Origin of the sequence: Rufibacter sediminis (genome assembly GCF_014269285.1) — a bacterium.
GTDB classification, from domain to species: domain Bacteria; phylum Bacteroidota; class Bacteroidia; order Cytophagales; family Hymenobacteraceae; genus Nibribacter; species Nibribacter sediminis.
Window position 1 is genome coordinate 197,223 of record NZ_JACOAF010000008.1, and the last position, 23,926, is coordinate 221,148.

At 53.4% G+C, this 23,926-nt stretch carries 21 protein-coding genes; 15 read left to right on the forward strand and 6 right to left on the reverse strand.

Annotated elements, in window-relative coordinates; genetic code table 11:
* The first annotated feature begins 251 nt into the window (after positions 1-251).
* From H7U12_RS03685 to H7U12_RS03715, 7 genes are all read left to right on the forward strand, one after another.
* Positions 252-1,808 (forward strand): DUF3943 domain-containing protein, encoded by a 1,557-nt coding sequence (locus H7U12_RS03685; RefSeq protein ID WP_186633054.1) that lies wholly within the window; start codon positions 252-254, stop codon positions 1,806-1,808.
* A gap of 236 nt (positions 1,809-2,044) precedes the next feature.
* On the forward strand, positions 2,045-2,479 hold the full coding sequence (locus H7U12_RS03690) for a hypothetical protein (protein WP_186633059.1): 435 nt from the start codon (positions 2,045-2,047) through the stop codon (positions 2,477-2,479).
* 240 nt (positions 2,480-2,719) lie between these two features.
* Complete coding sequence (locus H7U12_RS03695) at positions 2,720-3,517, forward strand: HipA family kinase (protein ID WP_186633062.1); 798 nt, start codon at positions 2,720-2,722, stop codon at positions 3,515-3,517.
* Positions 3,495-3,878, forward strand: a complete 384-nt coding sequence (locus H7U12_RS03700; protein ID WP_186633065.1) for a DUF3037 domain-containing protein — start codon at positions 3,495-3,497, stop codon at positions 3,876-3,878. Before H7U12_RS03695 ends, H7U12_RS03700 begins: the two co-directional genes overlap by 23 nt.
* A 236-nt stretch (positions 3,879-4,114) precedes the next feature.
* A complete protein-coding gene (locus H7U12_RS03705) occupies positions 4,115-4,294 on the forward strand; it encodes a hypothetical protein (RefSeq protein ID WP_186633068.1) in 180 nt (59 codons plus the stop codon).
* A gap of 621 nt (positions 4,295-4,915) precedes the next feature.
* Entirely contained in the window at positions 4,916-6,424 is a 1,509-nt protein-coding gene (locus tag H7U12_RS03710) for a sensor histidine kinase (protein WP_186633070.1), read from the forward strand.
* A 15-nt stretch (positions 6,425-6,439) separates the two neighbouring features.
* A complete protein-coding gene (locus tag H7U12_RS03715; RefSeq protein WP_241749094.1) occupies positions 6,440-7,135 on the forward strand; it encodes a LytR/AlgR family response regulator transcription factor in 696 nt (231 codons plus the stop codon).
* Positions 7,136-7,598: 463 nt separating this feature from the next.
* Here the strand turns inward: H7U12_RS03715 and H7U12_RS03720 are convergent, their stop codons facing one another.
* Positions 7,599-8,678 (reverse strand): spore photoproduct lyase family protein, encoded by a 1,080-nt coding sequence (locus H7U12_RS03720; RefSeq protein ID WP_186633073.1) that lies wholly within the window; start codon positions 8,676-8,678, stop codon positions 7,599-7,601.
* Between the two features lie 205 nt (positions 8,679-8,883).
* Here H7U12_RS03720 and H7U12_RS03725 point away from each other — a divergent pair, with 205 nt between their 5' ends.
* Complete coding sequence (locus H7U12_RS03725; RefSeq protein WP_186633076.1) at positions 8,884-9,915, forward strand: spore photoproduct lyase family protein; 1,032 nt, start codon at positions 8,884-8,886, stop codon at positions 9,913-9,915.
* A gap of 386 nt (positions 9,916-10,301) precedes the next feature.
* Here H7U12_RS03725 and H7U12_RS03730 read toward each other — a convergent pair whose 3' ends face one another.
* A complete protein-coding gene (locus tag H7U12_RS03730; protein WP_186633079.1) occupies positions 10,302-11,144 on the reverse strand; it encodes a transglutaminase-like domain-containing protein in 843 nt (280 codons plus the stop codon).
* Positions 11,134-11,880, reverse strand: a complete 747-nt coding sequence (locus H7U12_RS03735) for a peptidase (RefSeq protein WP_186633082.1) — start codon at positions 11,878-11,880, stop codon at positions 11,134-11,136. Before H7U12_RS03735 ends, H7U12_RS03730 begins: the two co-directional genes overlap by 11 nt.
* 383 nt (positions 11,881-12,263) lie before the next feature.
* Between H7U12_RS03735 and H7U12_RS03740 the strand changes: the two genes are divergently transcribed.
* Both H7U12_RS03740 and H7U12_RS03745 read left to right on the forward strand, forming a co-directional pair.
* The gene (locus H7U12_RS03740) at positions 12,264-13,766 is read left to right on the forward strand and encodes a PhoX family protein (protein WP_206683860.1); all 1,503 of its coding nucleotides are present in this window, start codon (positions 12,264-12,266) and stop codon (positions 13,764-13,766) included.
* 105 nt (positions 13,767-13,871) lie between these two features.
* Positions 13,872-15,659: a cytochrome-c peroxidase gene (locus tag H7U12_RS03745; protein ID WP_186633085.1), complete on the forward strand. Its 1,788-nt coding sequence runs from the start codon at positions 13,872-13,874 to the stop codon at positions 15,657-15,659.
* 60 nt (positions 15,660-15,719) lie between these two features.
* On the opposite strand, the gene H7U12_RS03750 is transcribed toward H7U12_RS03745, so the two are convergent.
* Complete coding sequence (locus H7U12_RS03750) at positions 15,720-16,214, reverse strand: 2'-5' RNA ligase family protein (protein WP_186633088.1); 495 nt, start codon at positions 16,212-16,214, stop codon at positions 15,720-15,722.
* Between the two features lie 82 nt (positions 16,215-16,296).
* On the reverse strand, positions 16,297-17,511 hold the full coding sequence (locus tag H7U12_RS03755) for a sensor histidine kinase (protein ID WP_186633091.1): 1,215 nt from the start codon (positions 17,509-17,511) through the stop codon (positions 16,297-16,299).
* Positions 17,512-17,794: 283 nt separating this feature from the next.
* On the opposite strand from H7U12_RS03755, the gene H7U12_RS03760 reads away from it, so the two are divergent.
* Positions 17,795-18,193 (forward strand): response regulator, encoded by a 399-nt coding sequence (locus tag H7U12_RS03760; RefSeq protein ID WP_186633095.1) that lies wholly within the window; start codon positions 17,795-17,797, stop codon positions 18,191-18,193.
* A 168-nt stretch (positions 18,194-18,361) separates the two neighbouring features.
* Here the strand turns inward: H7U12_RS03760 and H7U12_RS03765 are convergent, their stop codons facing one another.
* On the reverse strand, positions 18,362-19,168 hold the full coding sequence (locus tag H7U12_RS03765) for a hypothetical protein (protein WP_186633098.1): 807 nt from the start codon (positions 19,166-19,168) through the stop codon (positions 18,362-18,364).
* 132 nt (positions 19,169-19,300) lie between these two features.
* Here H7U12_RS03765 and H7U12_RS03770 point away from each other — a divergent pair, with 132 nt between their 5' ends.
* The 4 genes from H7U12_RS03770 (at position 19,301) to kdpA (ending at position 23,909) form a co-directional block, all read left to right on the forward strand.
* Complete coding sequence (locus tag H7U12_RS03770) at positions 19,301-20,668, forward strand: sigma-54-dependent transcriptional regulator (RefSeq protein WP_186633101.1); 1,368 nt, start codon at positions 19,301-19,303, stop codon at positions 20,666-20,668.
* A gap of 1,019 nt (positions 20,669-21,687) precedes the next feature.
* The gene (locus H7U12_RS03775) at positions 21,688-22,041 is read left to right on the forward strand and encodes a DUF7674 family protein (protein ID WP_186633104.1); all 354 of its coding nucleotides are present in this window, start codon (positions 21,688-21,690) and stop codon (positions 22,039-22,041) included.
* 30 nt (positions 22,042-22,071) lie between these two features.
* The gene (kdpF, locus tag H7U12_RS22935) at positions 22,072-22,149 is read left to right on the forward strand and encodes a K(+)-transporting ATPase subunit F (protein WP_123134921.1); all 78 of its coding nucleotides are present in this window, start codon (positions 22,072-22,074) and stop codon (positions 22,147-22,149) included.
* 44 nt (positions 22,150-22,193) lie between these two features.
* The gene (gene kdpA / locus H7U12_RS03785; protein WP_186633106.1) at positions 22,194-23,909 is read left to right on the forward strand and encodes a potassium-transporting ATPase subunit KdpA; all 1,716 of its coding nucleotides are present in this window, start codon (positions 22,194-22,196) and stop codon (positions 23,907-23,909) included.
* Positions 23,910-23,926: the final 17 nt, after the last annotated feature.

A 23,926-nucleotide genomic window follows, 5' to 3' on the forward strand; every position in this document is an offset into this window, starting at 1 on the left:
TAGCGGTGTTCGGGCTTTGAAGAAATTTATTTTCAGACTTTAAGGCTGCGCTTTGCGGCTACTTTCCTGGAAATAAGCCAGAAACGCCTGCCGGTTGAGGTTTGCTGGGGTTTTCCCGGATCAAACCAGATACGGGAAATACTACTTTTTCAGGAGGTGTGCGTATGACGCCTGTAGGTACAGGTAAATACGCTTAGTACCATTACGGGAAGCCTTTTCTGAAACCTTCCCACGGATATGAACCTCTTCGTATGAAATATAAAATTACGTTCTTCTTCTGCCTCTGGCTATCAGTAGGGCAGGCGCAAATCATTACCACTCAAGATTCCATCACGCCGGGCCGGGGCAGCCGGGAAAAACAGCTCCAGCAGATCAAGGAACGCAAGAAAGCGCTGTTTACGGATGCTACGGGCGGCACCGAGCCCGCCAAGGCGTTCCTGCTGGACACCACGCTGTTCAACAAATACGGCGATCTGCTCCACGATGACCCCGTCTACAACAAACGGCAGCCCCTCTGGAAACCCATGGCCCAGGTCATCGGGATCAATGCGGCCTTTATGGGATTTAACCGCTACGTGGCCAAGGCCGACTACGGCTATGTGAGCCCCAGTACCTGGAAAACCAACCTCCGCTCCAATCCAGAGTGGGACACCGATGAGTTCGGGATCAACTTCATCGGGCACCCGTACCAGGGAACGCTGTACTTCAACGCCGCCCGCTCGCAGGGCTACAACTACTGGCAATCGCTGCCCTTCGCCGTGGGCGGAAGCCTGAGTTGGGAGTACTTCGGGGAGAACACGCTTCCTTCGTACAATGACATGATTTACACGCCCCTCAACGGCGCGGCCCTGGGGGAGATTCTCTACCGCCTCAGCTCCAATATTCTGGATGACCGTACGCGGGGCCGGGAAAGGGTCGTGCGCGAGGTTGCGGCCGGACTGGTGAACCCCGTGCGCGGCTTGAACCGCCTGCTCCAGCGCAAAACCTTCCAGGTCACCAACAAGGAAGTCTACGAGAAGGAACCGCTCAACATCACGCTCTTTGCCGGGGTGCACCGCCAGAACGACAAGCAGGACGATGTCTTCGGCCCCGCCGATACCAAGGCCATGCTCAACGTGCAGCTGGATTACGGCAATCCCTTTGAACTGCAGAAACGAAAACCCTTTGACTTGTTCCGGCTCCGGGCCGAGTTCAGCAAGGGAGACAAAGACACGCTCTCGGGTGTCATCAACAATATTACCGGGTATGGCATTTTGTTCGGGAAGAACGGGCAAGTGGGCAAACTGGACCTGCTCACCGGTTTTTTTCAGTACTATGACTACTGGAACACGCGGAACTTTGAGTTAGGTGCCCTGGGTTTCGGGGGCGGTTTGTTTACCCGGATGCCGCTTTCCAACCAGCTGAACCTCTACACCAACGTGCACCTGGGCGTGATTCCGCTGGCTGGCAACAGCACCCGCTTCGCCCCAGATGAAAACGGCCTGCGCAATTACGTTTACACCACCGGTCTGCACGGGAAAGTGGAAAGCACCCTCAGTTTGGGCCGGTACGCCTCGGCTTCCTTTGTTTATTACCATTACTGGCTGAATACCTTTGAAGGCCTGGAAGGCAGCAACTCCATCGGGATCATCCGTCCCCGGGTAACGGTGCAGGTGTATAAAAACCTGAGTCTGGGCTACGAGCATTTCGGGTACACCACCAACCGCCGCCTGGAGGCCTACCCAACCCAGCGCGCTGTGATCACTGATCAGAAAATCTTCCTCCAGTTGTTTCTCCAGGACTCCCAGCGCAAAGGGCGGTACAACTAATCTGGTGTTTAGAAACGGTAGCGTTTTAGGGCTCTTTTTCGTAAAACAGGCCGAAAAAGCAAGTTGCCTTTCGGGCAGCGTACAACCGTTTGTGTCTGTTGGGGCAGCCTAATGAGATCCGGAAGTTGCCGGTAGATTCAGCCTTGCAGTCGGGTTGTATAACTTAAAACCTTACCTTCGTTTAACGGGAGGAGGGTGGCCACCTGGCGGCATCCTCTATTTGACGGCACAAGCACATGAAAGTTATAGGCAACATCCTAGACATCACCACGCAGCGCGACAACAAGCACCAAGGCGTGGAAGTGTACCTGGATTCGATTGAATACCTGACCAGCAAGAAAGATGGCCGGTATTATCAGGATTTCGAGTACCTGGTGGAACTGGAAACACCCCTGGTCATCACCGGCGATTGCCTGGCCCGGGTGAGCAGTAAGAAACCCGCCGATGGCGAGTACGAGTTCAAGGTGTTTGACAAAGAAGGCGAGGAGTACGTCCACAACCCCAACAAGCAACTGTACCTCACGCTGGAGTATGACTTTGACGAAGACCTCACCATCCTTTCCTCGGCGTACTATGCGGTGACCATGCCCAACGAAGAATTTGAGCAGTTTAAAACCGAAAGCGAAAAAGAGAAATCCCGCAAAAACTGGAAAGGCCGCAAGAAAGGATAATTGCGCCGGAGTTCTGGCGCTGGTAGCTCCCCACAGAGGAAGAGAAACGCCTCTTGCCGGAGTCATCAATTATGTTTTACCTGACACGTGGTTCTGGAATGGCTCTTCACTGAGTAGGCAAACCGGTGAAATCAGTCGCGGAGTAAACGGCCTGGAACCAAAGGGCGACGCGGGGGTGAAACCAAGACATGAGCCGGTGGGGCTTTCCGTGGATTTTTAGAAAAGAAGCACTGAAATAATATGAACGATACGCAACCAGAGCTTAGAACGGTGAACGTGGTGCGGTATGTGACGCCGCTGCGTGAGGGTGGTTCGCTGCCCGCCATTGTGGAGGCCGATGATGAGTTTCTTTACGTGCTCAAATTCAGAGGCGCGGGCCAGGGCGTCAAAGCTCTGATTGCCGAGTTGGTAGCCGGAGAAATCGCCCGCCTGCTGGGTTTCCGGATTCCGGAGCTGGTGTTTGCCAACCTGGATGAGTGTTTCGGGAGAACCGAGCCCGACGAGGAGATTCAGGACCTGCTCCGCTTCAGTGAGGGCCTCAACCTGGGGCTCCATTATCTTTCCAAAGCCATTACGTTTGATGCCCTGGTGAACACCGTAGATGCGCGGCTGGCGTCACAGGTAGTTTGGCTGGATTGCCTCATCACCAACGTAGACCGCACCGCCCGCAATACCAACATGCTCATGTGGCACAAGGAACTCTGGCTCATTGACCACGGCGCGGCGTTTTACTTCCATCATTCTTGGCAGAACTGGCAGGAGCAGGCCAAGCGGCCCTTCGCGCAGGTCAAAGACCACGTACTGCTGCCCCGGGCCAGCGAGCTGGAAGCCGTAGATGCCGCTTACAAGCAAATTCTCACCCCGGAGAAAATCCAGGCCATTGTCTCTTTGATCCCCGATGACTGGCTGACCGGAGATTCACCGTTTGCCACCCCAGAAGAACACCGGCAGGCCTACGCCCAGTTTTTGGAAATCCGCCTGGCCCATACAGAAACCATTGTGAAGGAAGCGCAACATGCAAGAAAAGCACTTATTTGAGTACGCCGTTCTGAGGGTGGTGCCGTGCGTGGAACGGGAAGAGTTTCTCAATGTGGGTGTCATTCTCTACTGCTCCTCACGCGGGTTCCTGAAGACGGTATTTCACCTGAACGAAGCCCGCCTCCGGGCCGTGGCCGGTTCCATTGATCTGCCGGAGTTGGAGGAGCGCCTGCAGGCATTTGAGCGAATCTGCGCCGGAGGGAAGAATGGCGGCACCATTGGCCAGTTCCCCATCGCCTCGCGGTTCCGGTGGCTCACCGCTACCCGCAGTACCATCGTGCAGACCTCGGCGGTACACCCCGGTCTATGCGCTGATCCGCAGGAAACGCTGGAGCGTCTTTTCCGCCAGTTGGTGCTCTGAGCTGAGTTGCCAAAGCATCGACAAACGTGGTTTCCCGTTTTGGGCCAGTTTTCAGAAAACAGCCGCTAAACGGAAAAGAGCCTTCCATTGAATTCACCGGCGTAAAATCATGTTCTCTTTTTGGCGGCGGGTGATCTGGTGTTCCGAAAGCCAGAAAAAGAGTACCGGTTCCAGGCTTTCCACCCATTGCCGATACCCGTAAACAGCGAATCCAGAACCTGGTAAAGGAAGATCCCATGAAAATGACCGAAGAAGAGTTTGATGAGAAGTTGGTGGAAACCCTGGATGGTTTCCTGCTTAACATGGCCGAGAATGCCGAGGTGGATCTGGATAAATTCTATACCATGACCTGCCTGCTGGAGAACCTCCGGTTTTTCAGCCCGGTGCTGTACGGCGCCCTAAAGGATAAAAAGTAAGTTTAGGCTCTTCAAGATATGGAAGAGCTTTTGGAAGAGAAATGACAGGAGCGGCAACGCTCCTTTTTCTTTGCGTTTCATTTTGCAAAGCTCATGCATCTTTCGCCCAATTGGGTGTTCTCAATTACAAGCCGCTCGCCCTTGTTGGTGTTATCACCAACAAGACTGTTGCAGCCGCCTTTCTGCTTGCTGGTGAAAACACGCAGCAAGGGCAAAGCTATTGCGTGGGGAGGTAGGGCCGATAAGTTTTAAAAATATAGCTGGTTCAAGTTTGCAACTTGGACCTACAATGAACTGAAGTTTTCAACTTCAGTGAGCCGCGAGGCTCATAATAGGCAGTAATAGCAATGCTTTCTGGAAGGAGCCAAACCATTGGGATAGAACGTAACGGTCCTAATTGCGTGGACGGTAAGACCAGCTTTCATTCCATTTCTGCGTCCTTGTTGGTGTTCTCACCAACAATCCAAATGCCGCGTCTTGCTGGTGAAAATACGCCCCAAGAACAAAGCTGGTACGCGTTGGTTTTCTAAGATCCGCTTTCGTCCCATTTTCCGGGGTGTTCATCACTTTTATTGTTTTACATGGCGCTGTTCCCCTATCATTGTTTCAAATAACCAGCCCATGAACGATCTCATCAATAACCCGTCTTACTTCAAGAAAGTAGAGTTTTGGGGAGCGACCACTATTTTTGTTTTTGCCGTTTTTTTCCTGAACACCACGTCTGAAGGCCCGGAAAAGTACCTGTTTGACAAAGCTGGAATTCAGTTTTACTATTACCAGGACTTTTTCTTTCCGCGGCTCATCAGGTACACGTTCCTGTACCTGATTTTCCTGTTCCTCAATTTCAAGGTGCTGCCTAAGATAGTTGAGAAGGAGAATTTGGTTCCGAACATCGTGTTGGCCCTGCTTCCGTTTCTGGCCCTGGGGCTGGTGTTTGGCATCACCGATACCTACTCCAAGAACTACCTCTTCCAACGCTATAGAACTGAGGACGAAGCCTACAAGGTCATCTTCCAGAACAGTTATTTCTATGCCTTCCGGTTGCTGCTGATTTTCGGGTTTTATGCCTTTATCAAATACATTGGCTTGTACCTGCTGGCCAGTTCAGAGGCCATCCAGTCGAAGTACCGCATCATCACCCGCGATGGGGTTTCAGCCTTTGTTCTCTGGATGATCAGCATGTTTCTGCTGTTGGTGGTAGATGCCGAGGGTGAACTGGTGTATGGCTGGGGCATCATAGGTCCGGCGGGTATTTTGCTGTACTGCTATTCGTTTTACGCCTTGATTCCCAAATCAATGCCTAAACCAAAACCGTTCAGAGCCTATCTGGGCAAAACGGTGTTGGTGTTGCTGGCCGCCATAATTCCCCTCGGGCTGGTGGCCGACTTGCTGACGCAGGACGAGGAGTTTGCCCTGTTCATGGCAATCTTCAACGTTTTCTTCCAGTTACTCATCACGGTGCCGCTTTCCTGGTTACTGTACCGGCGACAGATGCAGGGCAACGCCGAGATCCACGTCCTGAAGAAAGAGCTGGGGCAGTCGGCGGCTAACTTTGACTTTCTGCGGTCGCAGATCAACCCGCACTTTCTCTTCAACGCCCTGAACACCATCTACGGAACCGCCATCCAGGAAAAGGCAGACCGCACCAGCGAGGGCATTGAGCGGTTGGGCAACATGATGCGCTTCATGCTCCAGGAAAACCTGCAGGAACGTATCTCTTTGGCCCGCGAGATGGAGTACCTGGAGAACTATATCAGTTTCCAGCGCCTGCGCACCGATGAGAGCCCCAACATCCGCATTGAAGCCGATGTACAGCAGGAGGTAGGGCTGGCGCAGATATCGCCCATGCTGTTGATCCCGTTTGTGGAGAATGCCTTTAAGCACGGCATCAGTTTCCGGGAGCCCTCGTTCATTAAAATCATGCTGGAGGTGAAAAACACGGTGCTGTATTTCGATGTGAACAACAGCAAACACGAGAAGCAAGGCAATGACCCGGAGAAGGATAAGAGCGGCATAGGACTCACCAACGTGAAACAGCGCCTGCAACTGCTGTACCCCGGCCGGCACGAACTAATTATCCGGGAAACCGGCAAAGAGTTCTTCGTTCACCTTACCTTGCAGCTGTCTTAGTTACAGGATACGCGTATGTCTGTTTCCACCATGAAAGCCATTGCCATTGATGACGAGCCCATCGCGCTGGAGGTGGTCCGGTCGCACGCGTCCAAGGTCCCGTTCGTAGACCTGAAGGCCGAGTTCACCGATGCGTTCAAGGCCCTGGATTACCTGCAGAAAGAAAGCATCGACCTGCTGTTCCTGGATATCAAAATGCCTGATATCTCCGGCATTGATTTCTTCAATTCCCTGAGCAAGAAGCCGCTCGTCATCTTTACCACCGCCTACTCAGAACACGCCGTTACCAGCTTTGAGCTGGATGCCGTGGACTACCTGCTGAAGCCTTTCTCCCTGGCCCGCTTTCTAAAAGGCTGCAACAAAGCGTTTGAGCTGTATAATTTCAGAAACACCTCAGAAACGTCTGACCACCTCTACATCAAAACCGGGTATGAGCAGATCAAGGTGTTGTATGACGATATTCTGTACTTAGAAGCCACCGGCAACTACGTGACCTTCGCTTTGAAAGACAAAAACATCCTGTCGCGCAGCACTTTCCTGGAGGCCATCAACCTGCTTCCACCTGAGAAGTTCGTGCGGGTGCACCGCTCCTATGTGGTGGCGACCAGCAAAATTGAAAAAGTGGAACGGCACCAGGTGACCATCAACCGCAAAACCATTCCCCTGAGCGAGGCGTTCCGGCAGAGTTTAACCGCTTATCTGGCCAGATAAAAGTATGAATACGCCAGCCTGTTTTGGGGCTGTTTTCAGAAAAAAGGCCTGTAAATAGGGGCCTAGCATTTAAGGGTCTGCCTTCGTCAACCGTTCATCTGCTAAATCAGGAAGGGCAACCACAAGGGATTGCCCCTACAATTAGATCAAGTTCAGCATATGTAAATGTTTTCTCAACCTTCTTTAAAGGACAGAGGTGTTAATTTCTAAATCAATGGCTTAAACTAGGGGAAAGCCCATTATCTTTTTTACAGAGCTTGAGCTGCCGCCTCACTGAAGTTGCAAACTTCAGCTCATTTTAGGTCCAAGTTGAAAACTTGAACCAGTCTTATTTTCTAAAACTTAACGACCCTACAAGCTAACGAAAACCTAATGCGTGTAGAAGTTTTTTTTACATCCTCCAAAAGCAAAAGCCGGTAAGTTGTTTCTTATCGGCTTTTGCTTTTGGAGGATGCTAGCGTTTTCAGGTCCAGTACAGGATAGGGGCGGCAGGGAAACGGCGGTTGAGTTCGCTGTAGAAGAAGCTGCGCAGCTGTTGCATGGTAGCGGCCGTGTAGACGTACTTTTTGCCGCCAAACTTGTTAAACTTCATAGAGCGGGTACTTTCGTCAAAGTCGATGCTGGTGTTGGGGTACCATTCTTGCAGCAGGGCCTTAGAACCGGGGGTAAACCGGTGGCTGATCAGCTCAAACGTAAATTCACAGGGAAAGTCCAGCGTCTGGGCCAGCCGGTCCAGCAGATGGGTGTACTGCTCCTCCCAATCAGGGATGGGCATGATAGGGGCAATCACCAAGCCTACTTTGTAGCCTCCGCCTCCAAGTAATTGCGGCATGGCCAGTTTCCGGATCGCGGCCAGACGCGCTTCCAGAGAAGCAGTGCCGCCTTCCATTCTCCGGGAAATGAAGTCGGCGTTGAGGCTGATTCTGGGCTGGGTGTGGCCGTGATGCGGGACAGAAAGCAAGCCGTCAACTTGGTCAAATTTGGAAACCCAGCGTAGGTGCATGTTTTCCTGTTCGCCAAAGAACCGGATGGTTTCCGAGAGACTGCCGGTGAGGTGTTCAATGCCCAGCGGATCGGTGTAGCAACTGGCCTCAAAGGTGGTCACCTCATTCGGCTTGCGGTAGTTGACTAAGTTGTTCAGGATGGTGGGAAGGTTGGCAAACGCCCGGATTACCGGCGGCCCCTGCAAACTGCCGGCCAGGTAGCAGTACTGGCAGTGCGCCGGGCATCCCTCGGCCAGGTGAAACTGGTAATCGGCGGATGGGGGAATGGGTTGCAGTTTCAGGGCGCTGGGCGGAGCGGTGACAATGGCCAGTGTGCTTTTGGCATTGCGGTAGGTTTCGCGCTCGTCCTCGCCCCGGAGCCCCGTCAGCCGGTTGCTCTTCAACTCCTGCACCGGCAGGCCCAGCGCCTGCACGCGCTCGTACATCTGCTGTCCCCAGGGTTCCTGCAAAGCGGCCGGCGTGATGAGTACCTGTTTGGGCATCCATAGCTTAGAAGGCTTAACGGGTTTGGTATATTCTATTTCCTGAACTGCTTCCATGTTGGTTATTTATCTGAAGATAAGCTGATTGAAGCGGCGGAATTGTCTCATGAAAAGGCACTTTTGGCCGCCATTAAATCAACAAAATGCCATCCAGATTGATTCAGCTAAAATGTTGGAATAAAGTATTTAATATATTGGTAGTCAGCGGTTTGTAAATAATTTTATATGAACCTAAGCGGCTGAGTGCCTGTTGTATAAACGTATGCAGAACTTCCAGCCGAGTACTATTTTTTATACCCCCGATGCCCTGAACGACCGCGGACAGAAGGCCTTGCGCACCTACCCAGAGGCGGTGCAGCAGCAGATTGTGCAGCATAACCGGTTACCCCCGCTAGAGGGAAATCATTACCAGGTGAAGTCAGATGTACTGGTGTTAGGCCGCCTGAAAACCTTGGTGTGCCGGGAAAGCGGCCGAAGCTCCGATTTCATCGCCCCCAGTCTGGCCAACGGGTGCATGGGCGCCTGTGCCTACTGCTACGTGGACCGAAACAAAGCCGTAAACCCCATCACGCTCTTCACCAACACCGAGGAGATTCTGGCAACGGTGCACCTACACGTGCAAAAGCAAGCCTGGCCTAAAATCCCGAACCAAACCCACGCGCAGTACTACACCTATGACATTGGGTGTAACTCCGATGTGTCCGTAGACGCTTCCCTCTCTGACGGGGTACAGACGGCCATTCACTTTTTCCGGGAACATCCCAAGGCGTTTGCCACCTTCGCCACCAAGTTCGTGAACCCCGAGCTGCTGACCTATGACCCGCAGGGAAAGACGCGCATCCGGTTCAGTCTGCTGCCCCAGAAAGTAAGCAAACTGGTAGACGTCCGTACTGATAGTCTGGCCAAACGATTGGCCGCTATCCAGGATTTCTACCAGGCCGGGTATGACGTGCATGTCAACTTCTCGCCGGTGATTGTCTATGAAGGATGGCTGCAGGATTACCGCGAGCTGTTTGAGCAACTGAACGAAGCGGTGCCCGCCAAGCTGAAGCAGACCATGGAATGCGAGGTGATCTTTCTCACGCACAACCAATGGCAGCATGAGCTCAATCTTTCCATTAACCCCAAAGCCGAGGAGATGATATGGTACCCGGCCATCCAGGAAACGAAGCAAAGCCAGTTTGGCGGCATCAACGTACGCTACAAATACCAGTTGAAAGCCCGGTGGATGAGAGAGTTCCAGGCGCTTCAGCAGGAGGTGATTCCCTGGTGTACCATCCGGTACATCTTCTAGGAACGCTTTCGTTCATGTATTGGAAGGTGCCTGGTCCTTGCTGCTTTTTTTTACTCAAGGGCGGAAAGGTGGCTGTTTGGCTTGTTGGTGAAAACACTAACAAGGGCGGTTGGGACGACTGATTTGTCTGTTCCAGTACTGTACTTAATCGAATTCAAATCGTGATTTCTCCCGTAGGAGAGTGCGCCTCTGCCAACTTTTTGCAGAGGCGTTTTTGTGCCCGATTCCTGAAAATAGGCCTGAAACGGGTGAGCCAAAGAAAGAGAGTAGATAATCCTGAAATCAGCAAAAGGAATTTCTATTGATATAGAAGCATTGTTTACTCCCTCACAAGGTAATTGCCACACGCAACGATGATCTCGCGGAAGAGGAGGGAAGGCCCTCGCTTAAGAAACCGAATAGCCTTGGGTAGTGGAGGAAGCGTCTACCGGCTGGAAAGTTGTGTCCAGAGAGCTAACGTTTACCTCCACCCGCTGAAAATTGAGGTTCCCGAAACTACTGGCGAAGGCGGTTTCGGCGGCATCGGTGCCGGTGGCTATTTTGATCAGGCCGTTGAGGGGTACCAGTTTGGTCGCGTCAAAGAGAATCCAGTGACCGCCCAGAAAGGCTTCAAAACAGGCGTGAAAATCAGGTGGGTTGAGTTGGTAGGCGTATCCTGTGAAATAGCGGGCCGGGATGGTGAGTGCCCGGCAAAGAGCAACGCCCAGGTGGGCAAAATCGCGGCAGACGCCCACCTGCTCGGTGATGGTGTCAAACGCCGAGGTCTGGGTATTGGTGATTCCGCCGGTGTACTCCACGTTGTCATAGATCCAGTCCCGGAGGGCCATCACCTTCTCAAAGGCGTGGTCAATCTTCCCGAATTTATGCGCGGCCAGTTTGTAAAGCCGGTCTGACTGGCAATACCGGCTGGGGTTGAGTAAGGAAAGTACATCCACGGGCATGGAGGCGATGGGCACATCGGTTAATTGATCCGCCGGGATGATCTGGATATCATTCTCCACCTTACCGGCATAGGAAAACGTGATGTTCCCGGTATGGGCCAACTCTATGATATTGAACCGCTTTTCCCCCACCGGGGAAAGTACTTCTCGTATGGTGGCCGGGGAAGAAGCCATCAGTGCTTCCTCTAAAATACGCTGTTTCTCAGACCGGAAAGGCTGGATGCCCAACAGAACGGTAGAGGCAGAGGTAACTGCAAACTCCACCTCGGCAGAAACCTTAAAGCGCATGGTTCTCCCGTTCTGGGGGCGTTTTTTTGAAAACTTCGTCCATCCAGGCGTCCGGAATGCGGTTGAGGGCAGATTTCAGTTCATCGGCCCATTGTTCTGAAATCATTTCCAGGTCTTTTTTGGTGTAGCGGTGTTCCACCATCTCAAAGCTGTTGTTCCGGTACAGCACCACATCAATGGGGAAATCCACGTCATTGGCGCTCACCCGCGTAGAGTCAAAGGAAAGGAAACCGGTTTTGAGGGCCAGCTGCATGGAAGAATCTTCGGTGATTGCCCGGTTGAGGATGGCTCGGCCGTGGCCGGAATTGCCAATCACCACGAAGGGTGCGCCCTGGCCCAGTTCCACCCAGTTGCCCTCGGGGTACAGCAGAAAGAGCTTGTGTTCCTCGTCATCCTTCAGCTGGCCGCCAATGATGGTGTGCAGGTTGAATTTGAGCCCCGCCTGCTCCAGGGCTTCTTTGTCTTCCTTGGCCACCCGTTTTACCTGCGCGCCAAAATCATTCACCGCTTTGTAGAGCTTGTTGTGCACAACTCCTTCTTCGGTGAGTTCTTTGAAATACAGGACTGCTTTGTCGCGCACAGACCGCAGCCCGCTGGTCATGATGAAGAGCGAGTATTTTCCCTGCTGCTGGATGTAGATTTTCTTCTTCTCGGTGGTGTCTGAGCCGGCCGTGATTCTGGTATCGGCAATGGCCACCAACCCTTCCTTTACTTTAATTCCTAAGCAATATGTCATAACGGAGCTTTCCTTCCTTCAAAGATACCAAACGCTTCTCCATCCATTTTGTGTTTTTACGGCGATTTTGCTAAAACGGCCCTAAAACGGAAACACCCCGTTGGTGCGTCAGGAAAGGCGACAGGGCTTAAAATGGTTTATAAACGATTTTCCTGGCTACGGTGAAGTCAAAAACCTCTCCAGACCTATCTTGCCATGCCCAATCCAACCAAAACGTAACCCGAAATCTCTTCTTCCTGGAAGAGTGTATTTGCGGTGAATAAGCGGGGTGTGTTACCAAAGCGTTACCCAAGGTGCTTAGATTTAACAATGGTTTAAACATGGGCTAATTAAGAGGTAATAGCGGTGGTCTACTTTTGGAGAAGTAAACACAACCTCTGTCTATGAAACCTTTTAGTACCAGAAACTTTACTTTGTCCGTAGCCATGGCCGCGGTGGCTTGCCTGGGCGCCTGCAAAGAGGACGATTCCTCCGATGACACCATTCCGGGCACCTCGGAGGTGGAAATCAAGAACCAGTCCGTAACGCCTTCTTTGGTGAAACTGCTGTCTGGGTTCGAGGCCGTGAAAATCAGTCCGCTGATCAGCAGCGAAGACAAACTGGAAGGCTCTCCCTCGTTCATCTACGGTGGTCAGCCAGACGGCGCCGGCTTGCTGAAAGACCCCAACAGCGACGGGTTCATCATGATCACCAACCATGAAATCCTGCAGTCGGTTTCCCGGGTGTTTCTGGACAAGAACATGAAACCCGTGAAAGGCGAATACATTGTGGACGGAGCCGGCGGACGCTGGAGACTGTGCTCGGCCACGCTGGCCACGCCGGCAGAACACGGGTTCGGCCCCACGTTCCTGACCGCGGGCGAGAGCGGCATTGAGTCCATGATTCACTCCATCAACCCCTTCGGGCTCACCACGGATAAAAACAACCCCACCCGGGTTTTACCCGCGTTAGGGAAATGCAGTGCCGAAAACGCGGTGCCGTTGCCGGCCGTGGCGTACCCCGGTAAAACCGCCATATTCATTGGTGAAGACGAAAGCAACCCCGCCAACAGCATGGGGCAGGTGAATCTGTACCTCTCCAACACCACCGGAGATCTGCAGGGCGGCAAACTGTACATGCTGCGCCGCACCAACAAGAACACCGTAGAGACTGACATGCAGGTGAACACCGCCTACGATGTGGAGTTTGTGGAATACAGCAACGTGCTTTCCAGCACCGGTGCCCAACTGGCCGCCCAAACCGTGGAGCAGGGCGCCCTGCAGTTTGCCCGCGTAGAAGACCTGGACTACGGCAAAGGCAGCGCCGCCGCCAGCAGAACCCTCTATTTCACCTCTACCGGCGTAAGCCAAGCCGATAAAATCACTCCCGTAGCCGGACTCACCATGTGGGGACGCGTGTACAAACTGGAGCTGGACGCCAACAATCCGCTGGCCGGTAAACTGACGCCCCTGATTGACGGCGAAGTAGACCCCGGGAACAGCATCGTGAACCCAGACAACATCTGCGTGACCCAGAACTTCGTCTATATTCAGGAAGACGGCGATTCATACTACAAAAACAACAAGCATGATGGCCGCATCTGGCAGTATAACCTTGCCACCAAGCAGATCAAACCCATGCTGGAGATGGATCATCGCCGGTCAGACGCCACGTTCAATACCAAGTTCAACCCCAACAACGAGACCCGCCTGAGCTCCTGGGAGTACGGCGCCATGCTGGACATCTCAGACCTGGTGGGCATCCCCGGCACCTTCACCGTGAACATTCACCCGCACACCTGGACCAGCGACAGCTTCCTGCCCGGTGGTAAGGGAGCCGACGGCAGTGGCGTGATCAACAACAAAGAAGGCGGCCAGACCGTGATCTTGACCGGAGTTCCGCGCTAGGGTTTTACCTCAAAATATCTTCCACTTCTTCATTTGTTTGTTTGTCTTGTCACAAAAGCCTTCCGTTTCGGAAAGGCTTTTGTTTTTTTTTCCGCTGTAGACCAGATGATGCATAAGTTAATCTCCGGGGCTTTCCTGTTGAGTTCATTTCTGTTTTGGGGCTGTTTTCCCGAAAAGGGCCCGCAAACGCCCGAGCAGGTGAAAACCCATTTGGTGGCTGAATTTGATTCCTTGCAGACTGTGGCGGGTCAGCAGTTGTTGAAAAGCGCCCAACACGGCGACTCCACGGCCGTGCGCCAGGCCTTTCATCAAACCCGCCAAGCCTACAAGCAGATCGAATGGTTTACCGAGTATTACGCGCCTTCGGCCAGCCGTGAGCTGAACGGAGCGCCCTTGCCCGAGATTGAGATAGAGGAAACCCGGGTGTTCGACCCCTCGGGGTTACAGGTCATCGAAGAATTCCTCTATCCCACTTGGCAGGAGACCGGCAGACCAGAACTGGTGCGCGAGGTGAACGCCTTTCTCTCCACGCTCAAAAGAACCCGGGTGATTTTAGACGAATCGGTGCTGACCGAGGGCCATATTCTGGATGCCGCCAAACAGGAAGTCTTCCGGACCATGATTCTGGGCGTTTCGGGTTTTGACACGCCTTTGGCGAAAACGGGCGTAAAAGAGACGGCGGTAGCCTTGGCCTCGGTGGGGGAGGTGCTGTCCTTTTTCGGGGAGAATGCCGCATTGCAAAGGCTATTGAAGGACGCCATCGCCTTCACCGCCCAAAGTGCTGATTTCGATGCCTTTGACCGGATGGCGTACATCAACCGATTCGCCACGCCCATCACCAGCCGCCTGGTGGCTTGGCAAAAGGAGTTGCAGATTCCGTTTGTACCGTCAGCGTTGGCGCTGAATCCCACGGCAACCTCGCTTTTTGACTCCGCGGCGTTCAACCCAGATTTCTTTACCGGCACCCTGGAGGCCCGGACCTCGCCGGAGAAGGTAGCTTTAGGCAAAGACCTGTTTCACAACCCCATTCTCACGGCGGGAGGGCGAACCTGCGGCAGTTGCCACCAACCAGAACTCGCCTTCACCGATGGTTTAGCCAAAAGCAATGCCTTGCAAAAGGGCAAATTCGTTTCCAGAAACGCGCCTACGCTTCTGTATGCCGGGCTCCAGCACGCGCAGTTCTATGACATGCGCTCCCCAACCCTGGAAAACCAGGCCATGGATGTGATGGCGAACAAAGACGAGATGCACGCCTCAGTAGCTGAGGCAGCGGTTCGCCTGAGCCAGAAACCCGCGTATGTCGCGGCGTTCAAGAAGGCATTTCCCACGATGGAACAGGAGCTGAAACCCCGGTACGTGATGATGGCGCTGGCTTCTTACGTCCGGTCGCTGGCCCCGTTCCGGTCCCGGTTCGATTTGTACATGCGCGGCGACCAACGGCAGATGAACGGCCAGGAAATCAAAGGCTTCAACCTGTTCATGGGCAAGGCGAAATGCGGCACCTGCCACTTCATGCCCGTATTCAACGGCACCGCCGGACCTTCCTTTTCCACCACCGAGGGAGAGGTGCTGGGAGTGTTGCAGTCGCCGGGCAGCAAGAACCCCGTCCTTGACCCCGACGAGGGAAGGTACGTCCACAACAAGATTGACGAACTGAAATTCGCGTTTAAGACCCCCACCGTCAGAAACATTGCCAAAACAGCGCCTTACATGCACAACGGCGCTTATAAAACCTTGAAAGAAGTCATTGATTTCTACAACCGCGGAGGAGGCAACGGCCTGGGCTTGAACCTGGAGCACCAGACCCTGCCCTCTGATGAACTTCACTTAACTGCCGAGGAACAGAAAGCCCTGATCGCCTTCCTCCATACGTTAACAGATCCTCCACTTTAAGGAAAACGCGCCCAAAACGCCTGCCGGAGCAGAAGAAAGTGCTGACTTGTTTTACTTCCATTACACCGAAAGTGGTTGAAAGCTGAACTGTTGGTACAATTTCCAGGGGCCACCCAGGTACTCCCAAAGGGTTAGCCCGGTTCCTGTGATGGTGAAAGGAACAAAGGTTTCGCGCAAGGTGCTTTCCAACTCCTTCGCCTGCGCGGGCATTACTTTGTTCTGCACGGTGATGTGCGGTCTGAGCTTTTGCTTGTCCTGTGGTGTGAGCAGCGGTTGCCATTGTTGTTGAAGGCTTTGGTGCAGCTGCTGCAGTTCTTCACTCACCAGCCTGTAAGCAACCCCCTTCCCGATGTTCATGAGCCCGGCTACTTCCAGCGTCATGGATTTCTGCCGGTGACAACGGGCCGCAAGCTCCTCCACCAGGGTAGGGTACTGCGGGGGCAGGTGGTGAAACAAGGTGAGATGCGCTTTCAGGAAATTCCTTTCCGGCGGAAAGTGGGCATCTCTCAGGCCGGTGAAGAAGGCTTCGGCTTCTTCGTCAAGCGTGACGGTCAAGATAAGCGGGTTTTGAGGCATACGGGAACAGACGTAGTGCTGGTGGTAGTAGCCTCTACGGATTCCCGCCCGTGGCAGGCAATTACAGGATGACCGTGAAAGTTGTTCCCTCATCCAGGGTACTGCTCACCTGAATCTCGCCCCCGGCATTATCCACCATCCGCTTCACAATGTAGAGCCCCAGGCCGCTGCCTTCCACGTGGTCATGCAAGCGCTTGAACATGGTGAACACCTTGTCTTTTTTGTCTTTGGGAATGCCCAGGCCATTGTCTGTGACCGAAAGGTGGGTTCTGCCGTCTACTTGGTTGGCCTGCACGAGTACCTCCGGAACCCGCTCGGGAGAGCGGTATTTGAGCGCGTTGCTCAGCAGGTTATGGACAATGCTCCGGAGGTTTTTGGGCGCGAAGCCTGGCAGGAGCGAGCCCCCGCTGCTAACCTCTATTCTGGCGCGGCTTTCATGGATCAGGTGAGCCAGGTCCAGTTTGGCGTCTTCCACCAACTGCTGGAGGTTCACCGCCTCCGTTGCTCCTGGCTCGCTATCTTGATCTGCTTCAATAACCGTCACCAGAGAGCGGATGGTGTTGGTGAAACGCTGAAGCGAAGACCGCATCACCGCCACAATCTGTCGGAGCTCGTCGGGATCCAGTTCTTCCTTCTCCAATTCCTCGGTAAACGCATCCAGCAGCCCTTCAATGTTGGCCAGATGGGATTTCAGGTCATGGGAGGCGGTGTAGACGAAGCTGTCCAGGTCAAAGTTGGTGTTGGTGAGGGTTTTGTTTTGGTCAAGCAATTCCCTGTTCTCCCGTTGGCTTCGCTCCAGCAGCTCCAGGCTCTGGAGGTGAAAGGAGAGAAGGTCCGCAAACATGGTGAACAGGTGGATGACCTTGGAGTTGTTCAACTGAGCTGGCTTGGCGTTGATGGCGCAGAGCGTCCCAAAAAAAGTGCCGTCTTTCAAGATGATCGGCACCGAGATATAGCTCTTGAGCCCATAGATGCGGGGAGTGTGGTGGTCCCGGTACTGCGAGTCCTGATCGACATCGTCAATGACAATAAGCTGACACTGGCCTTTCACCTCGTGGCAAAGCGTCGTCTCCACCTTCAGCTCACCGCCTTCTTTTAATCCGAAGTTCACCTCGTCCCGGACGCTGCAGGCTAGCCACCTATCTTCTGTCACGCGGGCGATGGCGGCGAACCCCATCCCGGTTACCTGGCAGATAACCTCTAACATTTGGGGAACGACCGGTATCTGTCGGACCGCTTCCAGATCACGGAACAATTCGTCCTGGTGGTCAATCATTATGCTTCTATCTTGTTGGGGGAACTTGACACTACTGGTACCGCCCGAGTACACCCAGATAGAACCATAGGTAAAAATAAAATTAAAATATGACTAAATCAGAAGTATGCTGCCTTTTTTCCTTAACCTGATCATTTTCATGGGGTTGAACACGTGGCAGCGGGTTTGTAGTGCGTCTTTTGTATAAGAAATGGATTTAACTGGCCCAAGCCCCCAACATTCTTTCAAATTGACAGTAGAAATACGGAAACTAAATGCGGAGGGCTCTGCCCCCGATTTCCATATGAGGAAGATTGTGACAGCGTTGGTGATTGATGATGACCCGGCTGCCTTGTTTGTGGCGAAGGGGGTGCTGAATAGAGTAGGAGCGGTAAAACACATCATTACCGCCCGAAATGGCCTGGAAGCCATTCAGGTAATTCAGAGCGCCACGGACGAAGGGCTCTGCCCCGAGCTCGTGCTCATTGACATCAACATGCCCGTGATGGATGGTTTCGGGTTTGTAGAGGCCGTCCGGAAGTTGGAGTTGCCCTGTACCCCCATTCTGGCGATGCTCACCTCCTCAGAAAACCCCACCGATCTGGAAAAGGCCCACAGCCTTCACTTGGACGGTTACCTGCCCAAGCCGCTTAAAAAGAAACAACTACAGGAGTTTCTGGAAGGAACCCTCCGCGAAGAATAATACTATTTCTAAAATACCACCCGAAACGAAAATCGGGAGGTAAGCGCCCTATTAATAAGAGGCTGAAAGAAGGCCTTAAAAAAGGAATTGCTTGCCAGTCTTAGAGCGGTGTTTTGGGTCTGTTTTCGTAAAAACAGACCTAAAACACCGCTCTACTTTAATCTGAGACTATTCAAAACTCAACTCTATAAGAGAATCTAGTTTGTAATGTGGCTGAGGCTTAAACCGGTAGGTATCGTAACTAAAACTGTCTTCTGTAAAATCACATAGATCTATCTTCCCTACAAATTCATTGGAATAGTAAAAGCTACCTTTCCCCAGTAACTTAAAACGGAGCTTAGTGGCGTAATTACCTGTTTTCGGGAGCTTGGTAATAAAGGAGCTGGCGGTTTTGGCTGGAAACTTTTTATCATAGTAACTATTCCCGCACTTGCTAAACTGCCAATACTCCACCGGCAACCATTTACCTGTTCTGTCCATTGCCTGAAGCACGCAGATGAAGCTTCCATCCTGCATCTGAACGGATACCGTGTCTTTGGTATTATTGATGACCCACACCTGGTTTAGCCCTAGATTATTGAGCAAATGGGCAGAGTCAGCCATCATTATGTAATAGGCTTTGCTCTTTCTCACCTCCTTCAATTTTTGTTGGACAGACAGCTTTTTCCACCCTTCCTGCCAATCTAAATCAGCGGTGTTTAAGGTAGAAGCTTCTTCTCGGCAATAGCGCTCGTAGCTGGAGATAAAATTGGTGGCTTTGTAAGCGGTATCTACTACAATCAAGAAGCCATCAGGTAGCCCGGTGAGTTTGGGAATTGGCTCATCTTCCCCCATTAGATAATGCGCTGCTTCCATGGAGCCTTTTGCGCAATTATATTTTTGCTGAATGGTTTCCAAAGGAGTTTCTACAGCCTTTTTATGGCAGCCAAGGCAAAGAAATACAGAGAGATAGAGGTGGGTGTATAGCTTTCTCATGTCTCTTAGATGCAGGCCTCATCCATTTTCCATAGAAGTGATAGAAACACATCCTTCAGAACCTTTTAGTGTCAGTCACAGTGAACCATGTATGGAATTTACGTATAGCTTCGCAGCCACAAACCACCAATCATGGCTAAATACCCGGGAGAACTACTACTGATTGACGATGAAGAGCGCCTACGCCACGTGTTGGGGCGCGTGCTGGAACTGGAAGGTTACCACGTGCGGCAGGCCGCCACAGCGCACGCGGGCCTGGAAATGATGCAACAGCACGCGCAAGACGTGTGGGTGGTGCTCTCTGATGTGAAGCTCCCCGATGACCATGGCCTGAATGTGCTCCAGAAAGTAAAGCAGAGGTACCCGCAAGCCGAGGTGATTCTCATGACCGCCTACGGTACCATTCAGGATGGCGTGACGGCCATGAAGATGGGCGCGTTCGATTACCTCACCAAAGGCGACTCAGACGACCAACTGCTGGTGGTGGTGGAACGGGCCATGGAGAAAGCCAGTTTGCAGCGGCGCATCCAGGAACTGGAGAAACAGGTGGGCGTGAAGTACAGCCTGGACAGCATTCTGGGTAATTCTCCCGCGTTGCGGCAGGCCAAGGACCTCACCGCCAAAGTCGCCCCCACTGATTCTACGGTGTTGCTGGAAGGGGAGACGGGCACGGGCAAGGAACTCTTCGCGCAGGCCATTCACCAGGCCAGCAGCCGGCGCGGCAAACCGTTTATGGCCCTTAACTGCAGCGCCTTCCCCAAAGATTTGCTGGAGTCGGAGCTGTTTGGGTACAAGAAAGGCGCTTTCACGGGAGCCATGACTGACAAAAAAGGCCTGCTGGAGGAAGCCCACACCGGCACCCTGTTTCTGGACGAGGTAGGCGAAATGCCCGCCGAGCTGCAGGCCAAATTCCTGCGCGTGCTGGAAACGCAGACCTTCACCAAGCTCGGCGATACCAAACCCATCCAGGTCAACTTCCGGCTGGTAGCCGCCACCAACCGCGACATGGCCGCCGAGGCCGAAGCCGGGCATTTCCGTCCGGATTTGTACTACCGCCTCTCGGTGTTCAAGGTGCGGGTACCCACGCTGCGCGAACGGAAAGAGGACATTCCTACCTTAGCCAAACATTTCCTGCAAGTTTTCGCGGCCAAGCTCAACCCCAGGCTGCAGCACCTCAGCCCCGAGTTTGTGCAGAAGCTGCAGGCCTACCCCTGGAAAGGTAACATCCGGGAACTGAAGAACGTGCTGGAGCGCGCCGTCATCCTCGCCGAGGGCGATACCCTCACCCCCGATTTCCTGCCCGCCGAGTTCTGGTCGCTAAACACCTCCGCAGGAGCCGTGGAAAGCGACACCGCCCTGAGCACGGTTGAGAAAAACCACATCCGCAAGATTCTGACCCAGACCGGCGGCAACAAAACCGAAACCGCGCGCCTGCTCCACATCGGCCTCACCACCTTGTACCGCAAGATTCAGGAATACGGCTTGGGAGACGTTCACTAAAACTCACTTGATGTATTTGGTGCTAGCATCTGTTGGGACTTCCATTTAGCGGCTGTTTTTCTGAAATCAGGCCAAAAACAGAAAAATGATTCTTCTTTGATTTCCACCACGCTTGCGGTACAAGTCTAATGCCGATTCACCCACTTCTGCCCCTCCTAAGAGGGGAATTTCCGGCAACGGAAGCAGAAAAGGGAAAGTTGGCAGAAGGAAGCTATGTCTAGTTTTAATCACACATTCCGTCCCCCTCTGAAGGCAGTTCTGGTAAGTTTACCAAAAACAAGCTCTTCCGGATTTGCAATCCGGAAGCAAATGAGTCGGGGATTTGTAATCCCCGAGGCGGTACTGTTTGAACTGCATCGGGGATTACAAATCCCCAGATAATGAAGTTCGGGATTGCAAATCCCGAACAGCCGAGCGATACGCATTCCGTCCCCCTTTGAAGGGGGTAGGGGGATGATTACTCGTGCAGTTCTACTCATACAGGATTTTACATTCCCGAGAATCGGCTTTCCATTTTACATAGCTGAAGCAGACGCCTCTTCAACCGCCTTTGTCATCCCCCAACCCCCTTCAAAGGGGGCCGAATGCATGCAAATAAATGTATGGGCTCCTTTAAAAGGATGCTCAACGTTCTCCCTTCTCTAGCTGATAATTCCCCTCCTGGGAGGGGTAGGGGTGGGTTTCACTGCGTCCAATTACAACCTGAAATCTAACTCAAACCGCCTGACTTCTTTTCAAAACGGCAAGGGCACCCTACCAAAATGGTAGGGTGCCCTTGCCGTTTAGCAGTTCCTTTTTTGAAATCAGGCTAAAAACAGGATTGTAAATCAAGGGCTTACAGGGAACACCTAAGCAACAGCTGGTTTTGGCACACGGCTTGGCAATAGGGGAGCAGAACCATTTAAAAATTTCTATGGACCCTTTACTGCTTATCTCTCTTTTGCTGGCCTCCGGGCTGCTGTGCTTCTGGCTCTTCTTCAGGGCGGTTGATTTCTTTGACCACGTCTAATCCAGCGGCCATGATTGAGCATTACCAAGTACTGGCCGAACTGGAGCGGGAGTTCCCCGAACTCACGTCGGAGCTGGAAGACACCGAGTGCAAACGCAACATGTACCGGCAACTGTCCTGCTTCGCTCGGTTCACCAACCGGTTCATTGACCAACAGGACCTGGCGCAGGTGCGGCGGTGTTTCCAGCATGCCAACCACCTGTGGCAACACGGCGACCAGCGCGTGCAGGCGGCCCTGCAGAACAGCTACCTCTACGCGCTGCACCTGTACCAGAACAGCCAACTTTCCATGCAGCTCAGGATTTTGCTGGGGCCGGCCTTAACGCGTTGTGCCCAGCAGCTCACCTATGCCCAACTGCCTTAACCATTTGTTTCCATCTAATTCAACGCTATGATGCTCCTTCTATTCCTTTTGAGCCTGGCCACCTTCGGGTATCTGTGCTACGTGCTCCTGCGGCCCGAAAAATTCTAAGCCGCCCGCCTTCCCTTTTATCCACTGTAAAAAGACAAGTTAGAATGTCAACTGAACTACTAGGCGTCCTGGTGACGTACCTGCTCACCCTGGCGCTGGCCATTCCGCTGGGGAAATACATTGCCCGGGTGTATCAGGGCCAGAAAACGGCCCTTGATTTTCTGGCGCCGCTGGAGCGCCTGCTCTACCGCATCTCGGGCATTGACCCCAACCGCGAAATGAACTGGAAACAGCACCTGCTGGCTTTGCTCACCATTAACCTGGTGTGGTTTGTACTGGCGTTTGTGATTCTGCTTACCCAGGGCAGCCTGCCGCTCAACCCCGACGGCAATCCTTCCATGTCCCCAGATTTGGCCTTCAACACCGCCATCTCCTTTCTGGTGAACTGTAACCTACAGCACTACTCCGGCGAGTCTGGCCTCACGTACTTTTCCCAGCTCACCGTGATTACATTCCTGCAATTTGTGTCAGCGGCGACGGGCATGGCGGCGGTGGTGGTGCTGTTCAATGCCTTCAAAGAGAGAAGCTCTGAGAAACTGGGCAATTTCTTCCGCTACCTGGTCTTGAGCTGCACCCGCATTCTGCTGCCCCTCTGTTTAGTCATTGCGGCTATTCTGGCCTTCAACGGCACGCCCACCAGCTTTGACGGCAAAGCCGATATCGTGACGCTGGAAGGCGACTCGGTGCAGGTGTCCAGAGGTCCGGCGGCGGGCATGATTGCCATCAAGCATTTGGGCACCAACGGCGGCGGCTGGTTCGGGGTGAACTCGGCGCACCCGCTGGAAAACCCCAATTACCTCACCAACATGACCGAACTGGTGGCGCAGGTGCTCATCCCCATTGCCATGGTCATCGCCTTTGGCGTGTACATCCGGCGCAAGAAACTGGCCTGGACCATCTTCGGGGTCATGACGGTGGGCATGCTGTTGCTGCTGGTTCCTATGCTCCTGAGCGAGACGGGCGGCAGTCCTACTCTGGCGCAACTGCACCTGCTGCAACCCACCGGCGCCATGGAAGGCAAGGAAGTGCGTTTCGGGCCGGCCATCTCAGCGTACTGGAGTACCGTGACCACCATCATCTCCACGGGCTCGGTGAACGCCATGCATGACAGCACCATGCCGCTGAGCGGGGCCATGCAACTGCTGGGCATGTTCGTGAACTGTTTCTACGGCGGCTGCGGCGTGGGCATTCTCAACTACTTCATCTTCCTCATCATTGCCGTGTTCATCTCGGGCTTGATGGTGGGCCGTACGCCCGAATTTTTGGGCAAGAAAGTGGAGGCCCGTGAAATGAAAATCGCGACCATCATCGCGCTGCTGCACCCGCTGCTCATTCTGGCGGGCACCGCGCTGGCCTGCTTCACGCTCACCAGTTACCCGGAGGCCGATTGGGCCGTGAAACCCTCGGCCTGGCTCAACAACCCGGGCTTCCACGGCTTCTCCGAGATGCTGTATGAGTTCACGTCCTCGGCGGCCAACAACGGCTCCGGTTTTGAGGGGTTGGGCGACAATAACGTGTTCTGGAACGTGAGCACGGGCTTTGTGCTGCTGCTGGGGCGCTTCCTGCCCATCATCGGGCCGGTGGCCATTGCGGGTCTGCTGGCGCGCAAACGCTACGTGCCGGAGTCGGCGGGCACCCTGCGCACCGATACCGCCACCTTCGGGTTCATGACGCTGGCCGTTATACTCATCATTGCGGCGCTGGCATTCTTCCCCGCCCTGGTGCTGGGGCCGCTGGCCGAATATTTCACCATTTACTAAACCTTCGGTGCCCCGGC

Excerpts from the sequence above, each read along its gene's own strand:
- H7U12_RS03685 (WP_186633054.1), top strand. The coding sequence starts at position 252 with ATGAAATATAAAATTACGTTCTTCTTCTGCCTCTGGCTATCAGTAGGG.
- H7U12_RS03690 (WP_186633059.1), top strand. The coding sequence starts at position 2,045 with ATGAAAGTTATAGGCAACATCCTAGACATCACCACGCAGCGCGACAAC.
- H7U12_RS03695 (WP_186633062.1), top strand. The coding sequence starts at position 2,720 with ATGAACGATACGCAACCAGAGCTTAGAACGGTGAACGTGGTGCGGTAT.
- H7U12_RS03700 (WP_186633065.1), top strand. The coding sequence starts at position 3,495 with ATGCAAGAAAAGCACTTATTTGAGTACGCCGTTCTGAGGGTGGTGCCG.
- H7U12_RS03705 (WP_186633068.1), top strand. The coding sequence starts at position 4,115 with ATGAAAATGACCGAAGAAGAGTTTGATGAGAAGTTGGTGGAAACCCTG.
- H7U12_RS03710 (WP_186633070.1), top strand. The coding sequence starts at position 4,916 with ATGAACGATCTCATCAATAACCCGTCTTACTTCAAGAAAGTAGAGTTT.
- H7U12_RS03715 (WP_241749094.1), top strand. The coding sequence starts at position 6,440 with ATGTCTGTTTCCACCATGAAAGCCATTGCCATTGATGACGAGCCCATC.
- H7U12_RS03720 (WP_186633073.1), bottom strand. The coding sequence starts at position 8,678 with ATGGAAGCAGTTCAGGAAATAGAATATACCAAACCCGTTAAGCCTTCT.
- H7U12_RS03725 (WP_186633076.1), top strand. The coding sequence starts at position 8,884 with ATGCAGAACTTCCAGCCGAGTACTATTTTTTATACCCCCGATGCCCTG.
- H7U12_RS03730 (WP_186633079.1), bottom strand. The coding sequence starts at position 11,144 with ATGCGCTTTAAGGTTTCTGCCGAGGTGGAGTTTGCAGTTACCTCTGCC.
- H7U12_RS03735 (WP_186633082.1), bottom strand. The coding sequence starts at position 11,880 with ATGACATATTGCTTAGGAATTAAAGTAAAGGAAGGGTTGGTGGCCATT.
- H7U12_RS03740 (WP_206683860.1), top strand. The coding sequence starts at position 12,264 with ATGAAACCTTTTAGTACCAGAAACTTTACTTTGTCCGTAGCCATGGCC.
- H7U12_RS03745 (WP_186633085.1), top strand. The coding sequence starts at position 13,872 with ATGATGCATAAGTTAATCTCCGGGGCTTTCCTGTTGAGTTCATTTCTG.
- H7U12_RS03755 (WP_186633091.1), bottom strand. The coding sequence starts at position 17,511 with ATGATTGACCACCAGGACGAATTGTTCCGTGATCTGGAAGCGGTCCGA.
- H7U12_RS03760 (WP_186633095.1), top strand. The coding sequence starts at position 17,795 with ATGAGGAAGATTGTGACAGCGTTGGTGATTGATGATGACCCGGCTGCC.
- H7U12_RS03765 (WP_186633098.1), bottom strand. The coding sequence starts at position 19,168 with ATGAGAAAGCTATACACCCACCTCTATCTCTCTGTATTTCTTTGCCTT.
- H7U12_RS03770 (WP_186633101.1), top strand. The coding sequence starts at position 19,301 with ATGGCTAAATACCCGGGAGAACTACTACTGATTGACGATGAAGAGCGC.
- H7U12_RS03775 (WP_186633104.1), top strand. The coding sequence starts at position 21,688 with ATGATTGAGCATTACCAAGTACTGGCCGAACTGGAGCGGGAGTTCCCC.
- kdpF (WP_123134921.1), top strand. The coding sequence starts at position 22,072 with ATGCTCCTTCTATTCCTTTTGAGCCTGGCCACCTTCGGGTATCTGTGC.
- kdpA (WP_186633106.1), top strand. The coding sequence starts at position 22,194 with ATGTCAACTGAACTACTAGGCGTCCTGGTGACGTACCTGCTCACCCTG.